The organism is Paenibacillus sp. W2I17 (assembly GCF_030815985.1).
Classification (GTDB): domain Bacteria; phylum Bacillota; class Bacilli; order Paenibacillales; family Paenibacillaceae; genus Paenibacillus.
Genome location: NZ_JAUSXM010000001.1, coordinates 2,081,058 through 2,099,555, shown reverse-complemented (window position 1 = coordinate 2,099,555; position 18,498 = coordinate 2,081,058). Strand labels below are relative to the sequence as shown.

Sequence of the window (18,498 nt, the reverse complement as noted above, 5' to 3'; positions counted from 1 at the left end):
TGGAGGATGAAGCCGTTGAAACAGCGACTAACGACAGGAATCATAGCAGGTGTGTTGTTTTTAGGTTTTTGCATGCTGGGCGGACCCTGGTACCATGGTTTGGTATTGCTTATGGCTCTCATCGGTTATTATGAATTTGTTAAAATGACCGGGGTGATGCCTTTTTCAGGTGTGGCCCTGATTGGATATGCTGGTGTTTTTGCCATTGTGTTTCCTTGGGAAATGCTTTGGGAGGCAAGACCGCTATCCTTATTTCAGGTCATCTGGATAGTAATGCTTGTCCTGATGACAGCTTCGGTTGTCACCAAAAATAAGGTTCCCGTGAATACAGTGGCGATGCTTTTCCTTGGCGTGTTGTATATAGGAATCGGTTTCTATTACATTGCAGAATCCAGACATCTGCATCATGGGTTGTTCTGGACGTTCCTGTTGCTGGGCTCCATATGGGCCAGTGATGCAGGAGCTTATTTTGTAGGGAAACTAATTGGTAAAAACAAACTGTGGCCTTCCATTAGTCCAAACAAAACCGTGGAGGGTGCACTGGGTGGCATCGTGATTGCAATTGTTACTTCTGTTATTTTTGCATTAGTATCAGATGGTTTGCTTTCCTGGCAGAGAGCGATTGTGATCGGAATTGCCTGTGCAGTTGTAGGTCAGATGGGTGACTTGATCCAGTCTGCATACAAACGTGTATATAATATCAAGGATTCAGGCAGTCTTCTCCCAGGGCATGGAGGCATTCTTGATCGGTGCGACAGCTGGATTGTTGTTTTTCCATTCGTACATATACTAATGCTACTGCCCTACTAAAGAAGAACATGAGTCTGAGATAACAGCATTGTTCGCCGTAGGCATTGGATAATTAAAGATGAGGTGCAGCATGAAAAAAATTGCGATTCTCGGGTCAACCGGTTCCATTGGAACCCAGACACTGGATGTAGTTGACATGCATCCAGAACTCTTTCAAGTGGAGGGACTGGCTGCCGGAGGCAATACAGACCTGCTGATCGAACAAACCAAACGTTACCGGCCGAAGAAGGTATCGGTGGGGTCCAAAGAACTGGCGGAGAAGGTAGCTCCACATTTGCCAGCAGGAACGCAACTGTTTTATGGCAACGAAGGACTCGTAGAAGTTGCGGCAGGAACCGATGCGCATACGGTTGTTACAGCAGTGGTGGGCAGTGTTGGATTGGAGTCAACGCTTGCTGCCATAGACGCAGGCAAACAGATCGGACTGGCCAACAAGGAGACATTGGTTACAGCGGGGCATATCGTCACGACAAGAGCGGCTGCCAAAGGAGTCTCTTTACTGCCCGTTGATAGTGAGCACTCTGCTATATTCCAATGTTTAAATGGTGAAAACAGAGAACGCCTGACAGGTATCACGCTCACCGCTTCAGGTGGATCATTCCGTGATCTTACCCGTGAACAGTTGAAGAACGTGACTATAGAGGATGCGCTTAAACATCCAAATTGGTCAATGGGCTCGAAAATCACGATAGACTCGGCAACGATGGTAAACAAGGGACTTGAGGTCATTGAAGCACATTGGTTATTTGGTCTTCGATATGATCAGATTAATGTATTGCTTCACCCAGAGAGTGTTATTCATTCCTATGTGGAATTTGATGACACCAGCATCATCGCACAACTGGGGAATCCGGATATGCGTGTTCCCATTCAATATGCACTGACTTACCCTGACCGCTTGCCATCACCGGCACAGCGTCTGTCTCTTGCTCAAGCTGGGAAATTACATTTCCGTGAGATGGATATGGAACGGTTCCCGTGTTTAAGAATGGCGTATGAGTGTGGTAAAATGGGAGGAACCGCAACAACGGCGTTTAATGCAGCCAACGAGGTTGCTGTAGCCCGTTTCTTGCGTAAAGAGATATCATTCCTTAAAATAGAAGATATTATTGCTTCTGTGCTGGAAGCACACCACAATGTGGACGAGCCTGATCTGCAGGAGATCGCGCGTTGTGATCAGGAGAGCCGTAAGCTTGCGGCCAGTCTGTAATCTCTTTTTTCATTACAAATTGGAAGAAGTGATTCTCTTGTGCGGCATCAGAGAATAATGATAATCTAGAGGGACAGACTGCGGTATGTGCCGTGAAGGAGGATGGATAGGGATTGGAAACCATACAAGTGGTATTTCTAACGGTGCTCATGTTCTTTGTCATCGTGACGGTTCATGAATGGGGGCATTATTATTTTGCCAAACGCGCCGGTATTCTTGTACGGGAGTTTGCGATCGGTTTTGGTCCCAAATTGTTCTCATATAAAAGAAACGAGACCCAGTTTACATTGCGTTTGTTGCCTTTTGGTGGATATGCACGGATGGCAGGGGAAGATCCGGAACTGGTAGAGATCCAGGAAGGACAGACCATTGCGGTAAGATCGGCGGATGACCAGGTGAAGATGATCTATCTGGACCAGCTGGATAACCGTAAAAATGTAATACGTGGTGAAGTCATCTCCATTGATATGGAGAGAGCGCTGAAGCTTCAACTCGATGTAGATGGAGAGATTCAGGAGTATCGTATACATCCCCAAGCGATGTTGGTAAGTCGTGGTAAACAAACGCAGATTGCACCGAAAGATCGTCAATTCGGCAGCAAAACTGTTGGACAGCGTGCATTGGCTATTTTTGCGGGCCCACTCATGAACTTTATCTTGGCCTTTGTGCTGTTTGCTGTATATGCGCAGATGGCAGGAGTTCCTGTGGAAAATCCAAAAAATCTTCAAATTGGTGAAGTGCTTGAAGGTGGGGCAGCCGATCAGGCGAACCTGCAAAAGGGCGATATTATAGAAACCATCAATGGTACTGCAATTGGTACGGATTCACAAAAAATGGTGTCGATGATTGCCGATTCCAAAGACAAGCCGATGGAATGGACGCTGCGCCGGGGTTCGGATACGTTTAATATAACGATTACTCCACTTGCTGTAGAAGGACAAGAAGGCGGTAAAGTGGGAATCGTACCTACGTTACCAACCCGATCTGTTGGATTTGTAGAGACATTTAAAGTCTCAGGCGTGGCCATGGTTGATACAACCAAAATAATATTTGAAGGTTTTAAACATCTGATCAATCAATTCAACATGGATGATATTGGTGGCCCAGTTCGTACATTTGAAGTGACAGGGCAAATTGCTAAACAAGGGATTGAACAGTTAACGAGATGGGCAGCAATTTTGAGTCTGTACCTTGGGATTTTCAACCTGCTACCAATACCTGCACTGGATGGTAGTCGTCTGGTATTTTTGGGAATTGAAGCGCTGCGCGGCAGACCTGTTGATCCCAATCGCGAAGGCATGGTGCATTTCATCGGGTTTGCGATGTTGTTTGTGTTGATGCTGGCAGTAACTTACAATGATATATTACGTTTAATTAACGGATAATTACGGTTGGACTACGCTCTGGACATTCAGAGATAGTCGTTATGGGAGGACGCTGGAGTCTTATGTCAAAGGAAAATGATAAACAGTTCGTGACTGAAATCACACCACAGGGTGAGGACTTCTCACGCTGGTACATTGATGTTATCAAAAAAGCTGATCTCATGGACTATGCACCCGTACGCGGTTGTATCGTGTTTAAACCAGACGGCTTTGAAATCTGGGAACACATTAAGGATGAGTTGGATCGTCGTTTCCGGGAAACGGGTCATCGCAATGCTTACTTCCCGATGTTCATTCCTGAGAGCTTCTTTCAAAAGGAAAAAGAGCACGTGGAAGGTTTTAATCCTGAATTACCATGGGTTACGGAAGCCGGCGGAGAGAAGCTGGAAGAACGTCTGGCAATCCGTCCTACATCCGAAACGATTATTGGTCACATGTATTCCAAGTGGATTCAGTCTTATCGGGATCTTCCGGTACTGATCAACCAGTGGGCTAACGTAGTTCGTTGGGAAAAAAGAACGTTGCCTTTCCTTCGCACAAGTGAGTTCCTGTGGCAGGAAGGTCATACAGCGCATGAGACGGAAGAAGAAGCACGTGAAGAAACGATGAAAATGCTTGAGATTTATCGTGAAGTAGTTGAGGAATACTTGGCTATTCCTGTAATTGTGGGTCAGAAAACCAAATCCGAGAAGTTTGCGGGTGCGGTGGATACGTACTCGATTGAAGCAATGATGAAGGATGGACGTGCTGTACAAGCAGGTACATCTCACTACATGGGGACGAACTTTGCAAAAGCATTTGAAATCCAGTATCTTAGCCGGAATAATGTGCTCGAGCTGGCTTACACTACTTCATGGGGAGTAAGCACACGTTTGATCGGTGCATTAATTATGGTTCACGGAGATGACCGTGGTCTCGTACTTCCTCCTAAAGTCGCACCAACACAAGTGGTCATGATTCCAATTGGACCTCCGAAAACGCGTGATGCTGTGGTTGGGCGTGCAGATGAGTTGTTCACTGAGTTGAAAAAAGCTGGAGTCCGTGTGAAAATGGATGATCGCAGCGATGTTCGCCCAGGTTGGAAGTTCAATGAATACGAGATGCGCGGTGTTCCGATTCGTCTGGAGATTGGTCCACGTGATATGGAAAATGGCGTTTGTGTACTCGTATCACGCATCACAGGTGAGAAGAAAGTGGTAGAACAAGCGAACCTGGTAGAAGAAATCCAGTCTATGCTGACACAGATCCAGGTAGATATGTTAGAGCGTGCTCGCACATTTATGTCGGATAACTTCTACTCCGTGGATACACTCGATGAGATGAAAGAACTGATGGAAAATAAACGCGGGTTTACACTGGCTGGATGGTGCGGTTCAGAAGCTTGCGAAGATAAAGTAAGAGAAGTCACAGGTGCAACAAGCCGGAACATTCCGTTCCAGCCTGCGGAAGAAAAGCATACGTGCCTGGCTTGTGGTGAACAGGCAGAACACACGGTTGTGTTTGCTAGAGCGTATTAAGTCAGGATAACCTGACTATATACATTGAACTAAACATTTACATGAGAACGTAGAGAACAGAAATAACCTGAAGAAGCAAAGCGTTCGCCTTTATCCCCGGATTGTCCCCTTTGTAAAAGAGAATCAAAAAATCTGGGGATAACAGCGATCGGAAGGTTGTTCTGTTATCGGAGTGGTAAGTGTAAATATCTTTTTGTTCAATTTATATAATGGCACGTACGGACTGTAAGAGTAATGAATGGAGAGCTTCTGTCGGATAAAATGAGTCGGTGCGAGTTCGGATCGGTGACATTTTTGAATGCAGGGGCTTTTCATGCTTTAAGGGGGTACAAGGAGGAACACGATGAGCGGATTCGAGGAGAAAAGAAAACGGTTTGAGTTGTTGATGAAACAGGCAGAGCTTCCGGCTGGTCTGTTAGAGCCCTATTTTTTGGATGGATGGATTGAACAAGTAGAGACCAATCGAAGTAATCGGGAATGGAATATTCTGATTGCAAAGGATACGTTGGTACCCGCTCCAATCTATCGCACATTTTGTCTGCATATTCAAGAGAAGATGAATCATATCGCCAAAATTTCATTTGGCTTCAAATACACGGACCAAGTACAAAATGGTGATATCGTCAGTGAATATTGGAATCTGTTTCTGGAATGGGTTACCCGTGAGATTCCATCTGTAAATGGTTGGATGAACCGGACAACCTTTGAATGTGAAGAGGATCTCCTACAACTGACAATGAGTGATGCAACGTCGATGGAATTGGCACGTAAGAAACAGATTGATCAGGCTATTACGAAATTCTATGAAAAATACTTTCATCTACCTCTTCGCATCAAGATGCAAGTGGGTGAAGTGGGAAGCAATAAAGAGGCCATGGAACAGTTCCAGGCCCAAAAACGTGTAGAAGAACTTGAGGTCATCGAGAAGATGATGAGTGAAGTGGACACAGAAATCCCGGTGGATGAGGAGCAGGGTGATCTGCGTTTGCAAATGGGTTATGACATCAAGGAACCTGCGGTACCTATGCAGGAAATTCAGGATGAAGAGAAAAAGGTCACGCTTCAAGGTTCGGTGTTTGGACTGGATCGTAAAGAACTGCGAAACGGAAACACATTGTTTACCTTCTACCTGACCGACTTCACGGATTCCATGCAAATGAAGATGTTTGCCAAAACAAAAGAGGATGTAAAAATTCTCAGTTTGTTGGCTAACGGTAAATGGGTAAAAGTGCGTGGTCGTGTAGAATATGACCGGTTTATGCAAATTCCTGAACTCGCCATGATTCCTTCGGATTTGATTGAAGTTAAAGCACCGCCGTCTCGCAAAGACAATGCACCAGAGAAACGGGTGGAGTTCCATTTGCACTCTACAATGAGTACGATGGATGCTGTAACTTCAATTGACAAATACGTGAAAATGGCAGCCGAGTGGGGACATAAGGCGATTGCTGTCACTGATCATGGTGGGGTGCAGGTATATCCTGAGGCTTCCAAGGCTGCTAAGAAAAACGGGATTAAGATGATCTACGGCCTTGAGGCCAATGTCGTGAATGACTCTGTTGCCGTTGTAATGGCTCCTCAGCCATTGGATCTCCAAACAGCAACATACATCGTATTTGATATCGAGACCACAGGTTTGTCGGTAACACAAAACAAAATCATTGAGATTGCAGCCGTGAAGATGCAAGATGGTAAAGAAATCGACCGATTTGCAACGTTTGTGAATCCGCATGAACGCATTCCCTACAACATTCAGCAGTTGACCAATATTAATGATGACATGGTAAAAGACGCACCTGAGCTGGAGCCTGTAATCCGTGATTTTGTGCAGTTTGCTGGTGATGGTGTGCTTGTTGCGCATAATGCACGTTTTGACATGGGCTTTATCCAGGCTTCCCTGAAGCAAATTGGATTGCCAGAGCTTCCTAACCCGGTCCTTGACACATTGGAACTGGCGAGATTGTTATTTCCAAAAAATAAGAACCACCGTCTGAATACGATGGCGGATAAGTATAAGGTTGGACTCGAAAGTCATCACCGTGCCATTGATGATACGGTTGCACTCGCGGGTATACTAATCGGATTATTAAATGATGCTGCTCAGATGAAAGGATTAACGAGGCTTGATCGCTTGAACGATTATGTAGGTGTCGACTTGTCGAATACAAGACCTTTCCATTGTGGCATCTATGCATTGAATGATGTCGGTAAGAAAAATCTATATAAGCTGGTATCTCTCTCTCATACGGAACATTTCAAGCGGGTACCGTGCATTCCCAAATCAAAACTGATTAATTTGCGTGAAGGCCTTGTTATTATATCGGGCTGTGAAAAAGGGGAGTTTTTCGAAGCGGTGCTTAACAAATCGCTCGAAGAAGCGGAAGAGATCGCTGAGTTCTATGACATACTGGAGATTCAACCACTTACCATGTATATGCATTTGGTGGATAAAGGGTTGGTGGCTACACCCGAAGAAATCAAAACAGCGATCCGTAAAGTCATTGATATAGGTGCAAAACTTAATAAACCGGTCATAGCCACAGGTAACGTGCACTATTTGGAACCGCGTGACAAGTTATATCGGGATATCACCATTCACGGTATTACAGGATTTAGTCCACTGAAAGATCAACGTAAACCGGATGCACATTTTAGAACGACAGAGGAAATGCTGGAAGAATTCCAGTTCCTGGGTCAAGAGAAAGCATACGAGGTCGTTGTTACAAATACGGTGGAGTTGTCTGACCGATTTGAGGAAATTAAGTTATTCCCGGACAAACTGTTTACTCCGATTCTGGAAGGTGCGGACGAAGAAATCCGTAATACCTGCTATAACACTGCCAAGTCCATCTATGGTGAGGAATTACCAGAAGTAATCGTGGCACGACTAGAGAAAGAGCTCATTCCAATTATTAAATACGGTTTTTCTGCCAACTATCTGATCTCGGAACGCTTGGTTAAAAAATCGAATCAGGATGGTTATCTCGTAGGTTCGCGGGGATCGGTAGGCTCCTCTGTTGTTGCTACATTCCTGGGGATATCCGAGGTTAATCCACTACCTGCTCATTATATTTGTGTGAATTCGGAATGCAAACACAGCGAGTGGTTCCTGGACGGCAGTGTTCGGAGTGGATTTGACCTTCCAGAGAAAGAGTGTCCGGATTGTGGTGGCACACTTAAAGGAGAAGGCCAGGATATTCCGTTCGAGACCTTCCTTGGATTTAAAGGAGATAAAGTTCCCGATATTGACTTGAACTTCTCTGGTGATTATCAGCCTCATGCTCATAACTATACGAAAGTACTATTTAGTGAGAAGAGTGTTTTCCGTGCGGGGACCATTGGTACGGTGGCTGAGAAAACAGCATTTGGTTTTGCCAAGAAGTATGAGGAAGAACATCACAAGAAATGGCGCGGAGCTGAATTGAATCGTTTGGCCTCTGGCTGTACTGGGGTGAAACGGAGTACTGGACAGCACCCCGGCGGTATTGTCGTGGTACCTGATTATATCGAAGTCGAAGACGTTACACCTGTTCAGTTTCCGGCTGACGACGTTAATGCGGAGTGGAAAACCACACACTTTGATTATCATGCTTTTGAAGAAAACTTGCTGAAACTTGATATTCTGGGGCACGATGATCCAACTATGATGCGGATGTTACAGGATTTGACAGGGGTCGATCCAACGACCATTCCGATGAATGATCCCAAAGTCATGAGCATGTTTAACTCAACCGACGCTCTGGGTGTTACACCGGAACAGATTAGGTCGCCAGTCGCGACGTTTGGCGTGCCAGAGATGGGAACGAAGTTTGTACGTCAGATGCTTGTCGAATCCCAGCCGACGTCTTTTGCCGATTTACTGCAGATTTCCGGATTGTCTCATGGTACAGGGGTATGGCTTGGAAACGCTCAGGATCTGATTAAGAACGGAACGTGTAACATTAAGACGGTAATCGGTTGTCGGGATGATATCATGTTATTCCTGATCTATAAAACGGGAATGGACGCAAGTCTTGCCTTTAAGATTACCGAGAGTGTTCGTAAGGGACGAGGGCTGCCACAGGAATGGATTGACGAGATGAAGAATTGTAAAGTGCCTCAATGGTACATTGATTCGTGTCTCAAAATCCAGTACATGTTCCCGAAGGCTCACGCGGCCGCTTATGTTATTTCGGCAGTACGTACGGCGTTCTTCAAGCTGTATCATCCGATTGAATATTACGCAACTTACTTTACCGTGCGGGCGGATGAGATTGATATCGAACTGATGTGTCAAGGATATGACGCGATCTATCGCAAAATTACGGAAATTGAGCAATTAGGTTTCCAAGCACCTCCAAAAGAGAAAAACATGTTACCTGTCCTGGAAATGGGTCTGGAAATGGCAGCACGCGGATTCTCGCTGAAGTCCATTGACTTATACCGTTCGGAAGCGACAAAGTTCATCGTTGACGGAAAATCACTAATCCCTCCATTTTCGGCGTTGGCAGGAATCGGGGATAATGCTGCTCGCAATATTGCTGCGGCAAGAGATCATGGTGAATTCCTATCGGTGGAAGATTTCCAGCAGAAGTCGAAAGCAAGTAAGACCATTGTTGAACTCCTGTCGAATATGGGATGTTTCCGTGGCTTGCCAGAGAGCAATCAGCTTTCCCTTTTCTAGGATTGAATTTGGATCTAACCATAGCGATTGTTGGGGGAACGTAATTTTTCCTTCATTAGTAAGTAAACTGCCTGAACCATCGCTTACTTGTCACTATTACCAGACTATGTTATAATTTTTGAAGTGAACGAGATAGTACGAATTTCTAAAGAGTGGGGAAACCCACTCTTTAGTCTTTGGTATACAAGAATCTTGGGTATTGAATAATCTGCCAGTGCTTTTTTGCTGGTGTAACCTAAGTTGGAGGTTATTGGTTTTGAGCACAACGAACATTAAATCTACCGTGGAAGAAATGATCCAACCCTACTTGAACGAACAAGGCTTCGAGCTGGTTGACATCGAATACGTCAAAGAAGGCAGCAACTGGTTTTTACGGGTGTATGTCGACAAAGAGGGTGGCATCGACATCGACGATTGTGTCTTGATCAGCGAAAAGCTGAGCGCCAAGCTGGATGAGAACGATCCGATTCCAACCATCTATTTCCTTGAAGTGTCTTCTCCCGGTGCGGAGCGTCCACTGAAAAAACCTGAGGACGTTACCAAAGCTGTAGGCAAAAATGTTTTTGTTACAACCTACGAGCCGGTGAACGGATTGAAGGAATTTGAAGGCAAGCTGCTTTCCTTTGATGACGAGGAACTCGTGATCGAAGCAGGCAAAAAACAGCATGCCATTTCTTATGATAAGGTTGCCAGTGCGCGCCTAGCTATTTTGTTTTAAGTGCCTTGTTCACTTTATTAATGAAAAAGACACATCTCACGATAACGGCAAGGTGCTCATGAGTTCAGAGCCTTTCGCCGTTTTACGTATGAGATGCCATGTTTGAAAGGGGGATCAACATTCATGAGTATGGATTTTATTGAAGCAATGAATGAATTGGAACGGGAAAAAGGGATCAGCAAGGATGTGCTGTTTGAAGCGATCGAGGCTGCACTAATTTCCAGCTACAAGCGGAATTTCAACACGGCCCAGAATGTGCGTGTTGACATGAACCGTAATACGGGAGTTATTCGGGTGTATGCCCGTAAATTGATCGTGGAAGAAGTCCTGGATTCACGTACCGAAATTTCATTGCCTGCTGCACGAGAAATCAACCCACACTTCCAGCTGGAAGATATTGCGGAGATTGAAGTTACGCCGCGTGATTTCGGACGTATCGCGGCACAAACTGCCAAACAGGTAGTGACCCAGCGGATTCGTGAAGCCGAACGCGGCCTGATCTACAACGCTTTCGTAGATAAGGAAGAAGATATCGTTACGGGAGTGGTGCAGCGTCAGGATTTGCGCAATATCTACATCGATCTGGGCAAAATCGAAGCGGCTTTACCGCTGACCGAATTGATGCCGAACGAGAAGTTTGTTCATGGTGACCGTATTAAGGCGTATATCACCAAGGTCGAGAATACGACGAAAGGGCCGCAAATCATTTTGTCCCGTACCCATCCGGGCCTCTTGAAACGTCTCTTTGAACTGGAAGTGCCTGAGATCTTTGACGGTGTAGTTGAAATTCGCTCCGTCGCTCGCGAAGCAGGGTTCCGCTCCAAGATTGCCGTTCACTCCCGCAACGAGGAAGTTGATCCAGTTGGATCTTGTGTAGGTCCTAGGGGAATGCGCGTGCAGACCATTGTGGGTGAGCTGCGCGGTGAAAAAATCGACATCGTTCGTTTCTCCGATCAGGTAGACGAATATGTCGCTAATGCACTGAGTCCTTCCAAAGTATTGGAAGTTCATGTATTTGAGGAAGAAAAGATGGCTCGGGTTATCGTTCCGGACTATCAACTGTCGCTCGCAATTGGTATCAAAGGCCAAAATGCCAGATTAGCAGCCAAATTAACCGGCTGGAAAATCGACATTAAGAGCGAGAGCCAGGCGGAACAGGAATTCGGCAGAGAAAAAGATTCTTCTTCTGAAATGCATCAGGATTCCGTCTCCGTCGACTAAAGTAAAGTACGGGGGGCGCTGACGTATGAAACCAAAAAAAGTGCCGCTGCGCAAATGTGTGGCATGCCAAGAAATGATGCCCAAAAAGCAGCTGATTCGCATTGTTAAAACGCCAGAGGATGAAGTGCTGATCGATTTGACTGGCAAAAAATCCGGACGTGGTGCCTATTTATGCGGCAAAGAGTCCTGTTTTAAACTCGCACTCAAAAACCGGGCTTTGGATCGGGCGTTAAAAGGCAAAGTCTCACCTGAAATTTACGAGCAATTAGCAGCTGACTTCATCGCGGTTGAGGATGAATTCAAAGCAGCACAGGAGCGTGAACATGACTAATATTAAAACGCTGTCTTATTTGGGACTCTCTATGCGTGCAGGTAAACTTGTAACAGGTGAAGAAATTGTACTTAAAGCGATCCGTTCTTCCGAAGCTAAAATGGTTATTGTTGCGGGTGACGCCTCAGCCAATACACAAAAGAAATTTCGCGATAAATGCGGAACTTATAAGGTTCCTCTGTTGATCGGATTTGACCGGGATAGCCTGGGTTCAAGTATCGGTAAAGACACGCGTGTTGTTCTTGCAGTAACGGATCGAGGGTTTGCAAAAATGATCTCCAAGCAAGTCGGTATAATGTCGGAGGTGGAGTATATTGAGTAAACAGGAAAACAAGGATAAATTGCGAGTTTATGAATATGCGAAGTCCCTTAATATGAGTAGTAAAGAAATTATAACCATTCTTAAAAAGCTGGAAATTCCCGTAAACAATCATATGAGTGTCATGGAGAATGGTTCAGTCGGTAAGGTGGAACAATTTTTTAAAGATATAAAATCCACTGCTGCTTCGAAACAAGGCAACGATGCAAAACCAGTTGCTACTTCGGCAGTACGCAGTGACAAACCAGTGGACAGCAACAAGCCGGCCGGCGGAGTGAACACGCCGAAGAGCAGTAACCCATCCGGTAGTCCCGTACAAACAAAAATACAACAGGAAAAGCAGGTAGGTATGAACAATAGACCAAATTCCAACAATAACAATGGCACCCAAAGACCCAGCGGCCAAGACAGCCGTAACAGAACGAACTCTTCCCAAGGCTCAAGCCAAGGAGGACAATCAACTAACCGTCCAAGACCAGCTCAAGGAGGACAAAGCAGTACTGCATCCCGTCCGCAAGGAACAGGTCAACGTCCGAATAACAGCGGTGGCGGTCAAGTAAGAACTTCAGGCCCTAACAGCGGTGGTAATACAGGTACTGCTGGCAACCGTAGCGGTGGCCAAGGTCAGAGCCAAGGACAAGGCCAACGTAGAAGCGGCCCAGGTGGTACTACTGGCAACAACAACAATAGTGGTAACCGTTCGAACAGCGGTGGCGGTGGACGTCGTTATGATGACAACCGTGGCGGCAACTTCCGTGGTAACCGTGGTGGCAAGAACAACCGCAACAGAAATCAACAACAGTACCAACAACGTGAGAAAATTGATAACACACCTAAGAAAATCATCGTTCGTGGTGATATGACCGTTGGTGAAACAGCGAAGTTGCTCCATAAGGATGCTTCCGAAGTTATCAAAAAGCTCATCGCTATGGGCGTTATGGCAACAATCAACCAAGAGCTTGATATCGAAACGATCCTTCTGCTTTCAGGTGAATTCGGTGTTGAGGTTGAAGTGAAGATTGTGCTTGAAGATGACCGTTTCGAAACACTGGAAGAGAATGATGATGCTGCTGACTTGCAGGCTCGTCCACCAGTAGTTACGATCATGGGTCACGTTGACCATGGTAAAACTACTTTGCTGGATGCTATTCGTTCCACGAATGTATCCGATGGCGAAGCAGGCGGAATCACGCAACATATCGGTGCATATCAAGTTGAAATTAACAACAAAAAGATCACGTTCCTGGATACTCCGGGTCACGAAGCGTTTACAGCGATGCGTGCACGTGGCGCACAAGTTACGGATATGACGATTATTGTCGTAGCTGCGGATGACGGTGTTATGCCACAGACCATTGAGGCGATTAACCATGCCAAAGCTGCTGGGCTACCAATCATCGTGGCTGTCAACAAAATTGACAAGCCGGGCGCTGATCCAGACAAAGTGAAACAAGAACTAACTAGCTATGAACTCGTTCCTGAAGAGTGGGGCGGAGATACCATCTTTGTTAACGTGTCAGCGAAACAAAGAATGGGTCTGGAAGGTCTGCTTGAAATGATTCTGCTGGTTGCAGAAGTGAACGAATACAAAGCGAACCCGGACAAACGTGCCCGTGGTACAGTGATTGAAGCCGAGCTGGATAAAGGACGTGGCCCAGTTGCACGTATCCTCGTACAGCACGGTACATTGAAAGTCGGCGATGCTTTCGTAGCAGGTAACTGCTTCGGTCGTGTCCGTGCGATGGTCAATGACAAAGGTCGTCGTTTGAAAGAGGCTGGACCTTCAACACCTGTAGAAATCACAGGTTTGACTGAAGTTCCAGGTGCGGGAGATCCATTCATGGTGTTTGAAGATGAGCGCAAAGCGCGTTCCATCGCTGACAAACGCTGCGATTACGCAACGTGAATCCGATCTGGGTACACATACTCGCGTAACGTTGGATGATCTGTTCCAGCACATCAAAGATGGCGAGATCAAAGATCTGAACGTAATCATCAAAGGTGACGTACAAGGTTCGGTTGAAGCATTGAAAGGTTCCCTTGCGAAGATCGAAGTTGAAGGTGTACGCGTGAAAATCATTCATAGCGGCGCTGGTGCAATCACTGAGTCCGACATCATTTTGGCGGCAGCATCCAATGCCATCGTGATTGGTTTCAACGTTCGTCCTGATAACCAGGCGAAAGCAACTGCAGATCAAGAGCAAGTAGACATTCGTCTGCATCGCGTAATCTACAGTGTTATCGAAGAAATTGAACAAGCGATGAAAGGGATGCTTGATCCGATCTACAAAGAAAAAGTTATCGGTCATGCTGAAGTTCGGAGCACGTTCTCCATCAGTAAAGTGGGTACCATCGCTGGTTGTATGGTTACCTCAGGTAAAATTACGCGTTCTGCGGAAGCACGCCTGATTCGTGATGGCATTGTCCTTTACGAAGGTAAGCTGGATTCCCTGAAACGTTATAAAGATGATGCCAAAGAAGTAGCACAAGGTTACGAGTGCGGTATCACACTTGATAAATATAATGATCTCAAAGAAGGCGACGTTATCGAAGCTTTCATTATGGAGACAGTACAACGATAAGCAAGGAAGCATGAGGTGAACAACAATGGCTAAGATTCGTACAGGTAGAGTGGGCGAGCAGATCAAGAAAGAAATAAGTCTGCTCATCCAGTCTGAACTGAAAGATCCACGTATCGGCTTTATTACGGTAACGGGAGTCGAAGTGACAGGAGACTTGTCGCAAGCCAAAGTTTATCTGAGTGTCTTCGGTGAACAGGAACAAAAAGATAACACGCTGAAAGCTCTGGCAAAAGCAAATGGATTTTTGCGTTCGGAGCTGGGCAAACGTATCCGGTTCCGGCATGTTCCCGAGTTGATATTTAAGATTGACGAATCCATCGCTTATGGCAGCCGAATTGAGAAGCTGCTTGGCGATATTGGTTCCGACAAGAACGAATCCCAGTAACAGAATAGAGGAGACGGCAATGCACACTTATGAACAGGCGCTCCAGGCCGGAAAGCAATTTCTGCTGGAGCATGATGATTACCTGGTCGTGTCGCATGTACAGCCGGACGGTGACGCAGTCAGCTCGACGGTAACGGTGGGCTGGCTGCTGTCATGTCTGGGTAAGACATTCACGATGATTAATGAAGGTGAAATCCCGCAACGTATGCAATTTTTGTGGGAAGCAGGCAACATTGTGAACATGACCGAACAACCACCGCAGCGAAAATATAAAGCTGTTATCTGTGTGGATTGTGCAGACTTTGCCAGAGTAGGTTTGACACGTCATTATTTCGAAGAAGATGCTGTTATCTTGAATATTGATCATCACCCTACAAATGACGGTTATGGTACAGTCAACATCATTAAGTCAGATGCTGCTGCTACGGCTGAAATCTTGTTCGATTTTCTTAACCTGTTCCAAGTAACATGGGATCAAGATGTTGCGACGGCAGTTTATACAGGATTGCTTACGGATACAGGTGGATTCCGCTATGCCAACACCAGCCCAAATGTTATGACAACGGCCTCCAGACTGCTTGAACATGGCGTGGATGGACCCTATCTCGCCCAGACCTTGTTGGAACAGGTGACTCTTCCGCAAGTTCGGATTTTGAATCAGGCACTATCAAGCCTGCAGATGACAGATGATGGAAAGATAGCCTGGGTTGTTATTACACCAGATGATATGGTGGCTTGTGGAGCAGCTAATGAAGATCTTGAAGGGGTAGTGAACTATCCGCGCAACATTCAGGGCGTGGAAGTTGGTATCTTTTTCAAAGTCATCAACGAGAATGCAGTCAAGGTTTCTTTGCGTTCAGCTGGTAAGATTGATGTTGCTGCACTAGCACAGACCTTTGGCGGAGGCGGGCATGTGCTCGCAGCCGGATGTCGTCTGGAAGGCAGACTTGATGATATTATCGCAAAAGTGCTGAAGCAGGTGAATTCACAATGGTAAAGCCATTTGAAGGTGTACTTCCGGTATATAAACCGGCGGGATTTACTTCTCATGATGTTGTAGCCAAAATGCGTCGCATTCTCAAAATGAAGCGCATTGGGCATACGGGCACACTTGACCCACAAGTTACAGGCGTTCTGCCGCTCTGTCTTGGACGGGCGACACGTGTGGTGGAGTACATGCAGGAGCTTCCGAAGGAATATCTGGCTACGCTGAGATTGGGACTGTCTACTGACACAGAGGATATGACAGGGGAAGTCATTGAGCGGGCTGAAACGACTGTGGAAGTAACACAGGAACAGGTTCAACAGGTGCTTGAGCAGTTTCTGGGCACGATCTCACAGGTACCACCCATGTATTCTGCGGTAAAGGTAGACGGCAAACGTCTTTATGAGCTTGCTCGTGAAGGTAAGACGGTAGAGCGTAAGAGCCGTGAGGTCACAATCTATGAGCTCGAACTCACTGGGATTGAGACTCAGGGTGAGACCACCGATATATCCTTCCGGGCCTTATGTTCAAAAGGTACTTATATTCGGACATTGTGTGTAGACATTGGCCGGCAACTTGGATATCCATCAACCATGGTTCAACTGGAGCGTACGATATCGGCAGGTATCTCTGCAGATCGTTGTCTTCGAATTGAAGAAGTGGAACAACTTATGGCTGACGGGACTTTGGCGGAGGCGTTGATTCCTGTTGACGAGGCTATTGCTTCAATTCCGGCCCATAAGGTTGGAGAAGAACAGACCAAAGGAGCACTTCAAGGTCAGAAACTGTCTGCACGTCTTCTGGAACCGCCTGTAGAGCAACCTGGTTTATTGCGGTTGTATGCTCAGGATGGTACGTTTCTGGGGATATTTGAACGGGATGAACTAAAACCAACGGTGAGGGCAGTTAAAGTCTTTTTGCCGGAATAAAGAGGTTTCGAGCTTGGAGTTGTGGTGATGCTCTAGCTTGGCCTATCTAGTGAAATGCAGGTGAATGATTGTGAAAACCGTAATGCTAACCTATCCGCAGACGTTACATTCGACTGAGCTGAGCACACTGCCCCAAGTGCTTGCGATTGGTCAATTCGACGGACTGCATCTCGGACATGCAAGTGTCATTTTATCAGCTGTCCGCATTGCGCGGGAAACGGGCATGCAGGCAGCGGTCATGACCTTTCATCCACATCCGAAGGAAGTTATGCGCAAAGGGGATTACGAGGGTTATTTAACTCCCTTGAGAGATAAAGAAGAGATCTTGGCAGGAATGGGCGTTGATGTACTCTATGTGGTGGAGTTCAATGAAGATTTCTCACGGTTGACGCCGCAACAATTCGTACACGACTTGTTGATTCCTCTTCAGACACGAACAGCGGTGGTGGGTTTTGACTTCCGTTTTGGTCACAAGGGTGCCGGGGATGAACAACTTCTTCGTACTTTGGGAGAAGGAGAGATGACGGTGGAAACCGTTCCTCCTTTCTTGTTAAATGGTGAAAAAGTGAGCAGTTCTCTCATTCGTGGCCTGTTGAAGCGTGGGGAGATGGATGAGGCCAGTCATTGGCTTGGCCGACCTTACAGCATCAGAGGAACCGTCATTCACGGGGAGAAGCGTGGACGAACGATTGGATTTCCTACAGCCAACCTTGAACTCACGGATCATTACGTTACCCCGTCGAAGGGTGTTTACGCTGTTCGTGTGCAGTATGGCGAACAGGAACTGCATGGCGTAATGAATCTCGGTGTGAAACCTACGTTTCACGAAAGCGGGATGAAACCTACGTTTGAAGTGCACCTGATTGATTTTGATGGACACTTGTATGACCAGGAACTAAAGGTTGAGCTCGTTCACTATATTCGTGCAGAACGAAAGTTTGACTCCATTGAGGCATTAATTAGCCAGATTCGTGAAGATGCATTAACTGCCGGCCGCCTGTTATCTTAAAGGTTCAGGATTAAATGCATGTTTACATTTACTTTAACTAGGCAATTATGATATACTGTACTACGTTGTCGATTGAGACAACATTAACCTTGGCTTGGTTGCTTGCTCTCACCGGCGGTGACGAGGCTAATGGCGATTATATTGAAGGAGGTGAACAGGATGGCATTGACTCAAGAACGTAAACAACAACTGATCGACGAGCACAAAACTCACGAGTCCGATACAGGATCTCCAGAGGTGCAAGTTGCTATCCTTACGGAAAACATCACAAGTTTGACAAACCACTTGCGTACGCATAAGAAAGACCACCACTCACGTCGTGGACTTTTGAAAATGGTAGGTCAACGTCGTAAGCTTTTGGCTTACGTGAAAAACAAAGATGTTAAACGTTACAGCGCACTGATCGAAAAACTCGGATTGCGTCGTTAATTATC

Annotated in this window: 16 protein-coding genes; all 16 read left to right on the top strand. The window is 46.1% G+C overall.

What is annotated here, in order from left to right:
• Positions 1 to 15: 15 nt before the first annotated feature.
• The 16 genes from QF041_RS09115 (at position 16) to rpsO (ending at position 18,493) form a co-directional block, all read left to right on the top strand.
• Complete coding sequence (locus tag QF041_RS09115) at positions 16 to 810, top strand: phosphatidate cytidylyltransferase (RefSeq protein WP_091031861.1); 795 nt, start codon at positions 16 to 18, stop codon at positions 808 to 810.
• A 70-nt stretch (positions 811 to 880) separates the two neighbouring features.
• On the top strand, positions 881 to 2,020 hold the full coding sequence (locus QF041_RS09110; RefSeq protein ID WP_076208881.1) for a 1-deoxy-D-xylulose-5-phosphate reductoisomerase: 1,140 nt from the start codon (positions 881 to 883) through the stop codon (positions 2,018 to 2,020).
• Positions 2,021 to 2,133: 113 nt separating this feature from the next.
• A complete protein-coding gene (gene rseP / locus QF041_RS09105) occupies positions 2,134 to 3,405 on the top strand; it encodes an RIP metalloprotease RseP (RefSeq protein ID WP_307413669.1) in 1,272 nt (423 codons plus the stop codon).
• A 62-nt stretch (positions 3,406 to 3,467) separates the two neighbouring features.
• Positions 3,468 to 4,922: a proline--tRNA ligase gene (gene proS, locus QF041_RS09100; RefSeq protein WP_062833824.1), complete on the top strand. Its 1,455-nt coding sequence runs from the start codon at positions 3,468 to 3,470 to the stop codon at positions 4,920 to 4,922.
• Positions 4,923 to 5,265: 343 nt separating this feature from the next.
• Positions 5,266 to 9,585 (top strand): PolC-type DNA polymerase III, encoded by a 4,320-nt coding sequence (locus QF041_RS09095; RefSeq protein ID WP_307413665.1) that lies wholly within the window; start codon positions 5,266 to 5,268, stop codon positions 9,583 to 9,585.
• A 256-nt stretch (positions 9,586 to 9,841) separates the two neighbouring features.
• Positions 9,842 to 10,303 (top strand): ribosome maturation factor RimP, encoded by a 462-nt coding sequence (rimP, locus tag QF041_RS09090; RefSeq protein ID WP_047842499.1) that lies wholly within the window; start codon positions 9,842 to 9,844, stop codon positions 10,301 to 10,303.
• Between the two features lie 123 nt (positions 10,304 to 10,426).
• On the top strand, positions 10,427 to 11,524 hold the full coding sequence (gene nusA, locus QF041_RS09085) for a transcription termination factor NusA (RefSeq protein WP_047842500.1): 1,098 nt from the start codon (positions 10,427 to 10,429) through the stop codon (positions 11,522 to 11,524).
• Between the two features lie 25 nt (positions 11,525 to 11,549).
• Positions 11,550 to 11,855 (top strand): RNase P modulator RnpM, encoded by a 306-nt coding sequence (rnpM, locus tag QF041_RS09080; protein ID WP_017689143.1) that lies wholly within the window; start codon positions 11,550 to 11,552, stop codon positions 11,853 to 11,855.
• A complete protein-coding gene (locus QF041_RS09075) occupies positions 11,848 to 12,177 on the top strand; it encodes a L7Ae/L30e/S12e/Gadd45 family ribosomal protein (RefSeq protein ID WP_017689142.1) in 330 nt (109 codons plus the stop codon). The genes rnpM and QF041_RS09075 overlap by 8 nt, the downstream gene beginning before the upstream one ends.
• The gene (gene infB / locus QF041_RS09070) at positions 12,170 to 14,080 is read left to right on the top strand and encodes a translation initiation factor IF-2 (protein WP_373461323.1); all 1,911 of its coding nucleotides are present in this window, start codon (positions 12,170 to 12,172) and stop codon (positions 14,078 to 14,080) included. The genes QF041_RS09075 and infB overlap by 8 nt, the downstream gene beginning before the upstream one ends.
• A complete protein-coding gene (locus QF041_RS31250) occupies positions 14,028 to 14,756 on the top strand; it encodes a translation initiation factor IF-2 (protein WP_373461322.1) in 729 nt (242 codons plus the stop codon). Before infB ends, QF041_RS31250 begins: the two co-directional genes overlap by 53 nt.
• 25 nt (positions 14,757 to 14,781) lie before the next feature.
• Positions 14,782 to 15,141: a 30S ribosome-binding factor RbfA gene (gene rbfA / locus QF041_RS09065; RefSeq protein ID WP_017689140.1), complete on the top strand. Its 360-nt coding sequence runs from the start codon at positions 14,782 to 14,784 to the stop codon at positions 15,139 to 15,141.
• A 19-nt stretch (positions 15,142 to 15,160) separates the two neighbouring features.
• Complete coding sequence (locus QF041_RS09060; protein ID WP_307413663.1) at positions 15,161 to 16,138, top strand: DHH family phosphoesterase; 978 nt, start codon at positions 15,161 to 15,163, stop codon at positions 16,136 to 16,138.
• Positions 16,132 to 17,055, top strand: a complete 924-nt coding sequence (truB, locus tag QF041_RS09055) for a tRNA pseudouridine(55) synthase TruB (RefSeq protein WP_036670396.1) — start codon at positions 16,132 to 16,134, stop codon at positions 17,053 to 17,055. The genes QF041_RS09060 and truB overlap by 7 nt, the downstream gene beginning before the upstream one ends.
• Positions 17,056 to 17,125: 70 nt before the next feature.
• Positions 17,126 to 18,064, top strand: a complete 939-nt coding sequence (locus QF041_RS09050) for a bifunctional riboflavin kinase/FAD synthetase (protein WP_373461321.1) — start codon at positions 17,126 to 17,128, stop codon at positions 18,062 to 18,064.
• Between the two features lie 159 nt (positions 18,065 to 18,223).
• The gene (gene rpsO, locus QF041_RS09045) at positions 18,224 to 18,493 is read left to right on the top strand and encodes a 30S ribosomal protein S15 (protein ID WP_036609297.1); all 270 of its coding nucleotides are present in this window, start codon (positions 18,224 to 18,226) and stop codon (positions 18,491 to 18,493) included.
• Positions 18,494 to 18,498 lie beyond the last annotated feature (5 nt).

What these genes read in the sequence shown, in the direction of transcription:
- QF041_RS09060 (WP_307413663.1), top strand. Translation starts at nt 15,161, where the DNA reads ATGCACACTTATGAACAGGCGCTCCAGGCCGGAAAGCAATTTCTGCTG.
- rnpM (WP_017689143.1), top strand. Translation starts at nt 11,550, where the DNA reads ATGAAACCAAAAAAAGTGCCGCTGCGCAAATGTGTGGCATGCCAAGAA.
- QF041_RS09075 (WP_017689142.1), top strand. Translation starts at nt 11,848, where the DNA reads ATGACTAATATTAAAACGCTGTCTTATTTGGGACTCTCTATGCGTGCA.
- rbfA (WP_017689140.1), top strand. Translation starts at nt 14,782, where the DNA reads ATGGCTAAGATTCGTACAGGTAGAGTGGGCGAGCAGATCAAGAAAGAA.
- QF041_RS09095 (WP_307413665.1), top strand. Translation starts at nt 5,266, where the DNA reads ATGAGCGGATTCGAGGAGAAAAGAAAACGGTTTGAGTTGTTGATGAAA.
- nusA (WP_047842500.1), top strand. Translation starts at nt 10,427, where the DNA reads ATGAGTATGGATTTTATTGAAGCAATGAATGAATTGGAACGGGAAAAA.
- proS (WP_062833824.1), top strand. Translation starts at nt 3,468, where the DNA reads ATGTCAAAGGAAAATGATAAACAGTTCGTGACTGAAATCACACCACAG.
- rpsO (WP_036609297.1), top strand. Translation starts at nt 18,224, where the DNA reads ATGGCATTGACTCAAGAACGTAAACAACAACTGATCGACGAGCACAAA.
- QF041_RS31250 (WP_373461322.1), top strand. Translation starts at nt 14,028, where the DNA reads ATGAGCGCAAAGCGCGTTCCATCGCTGACAAACGCTGCGATTACGCAA.
- QF041_RS09110 (WP_076208881.1), top strand. Translation starts at nt 881, where the DNA reads ATGAAAAAAATTGCGATTCTCGGGTCAACCGGTTCCATTGGAACCCAG.
- truB (WP_036670396.1), top strand. Translation starts at nt 16,132, where the DNA reads ATGGTAAAGCCATTTGAAGGTGTACTTCCGGTATATAAACCGGCGGGA.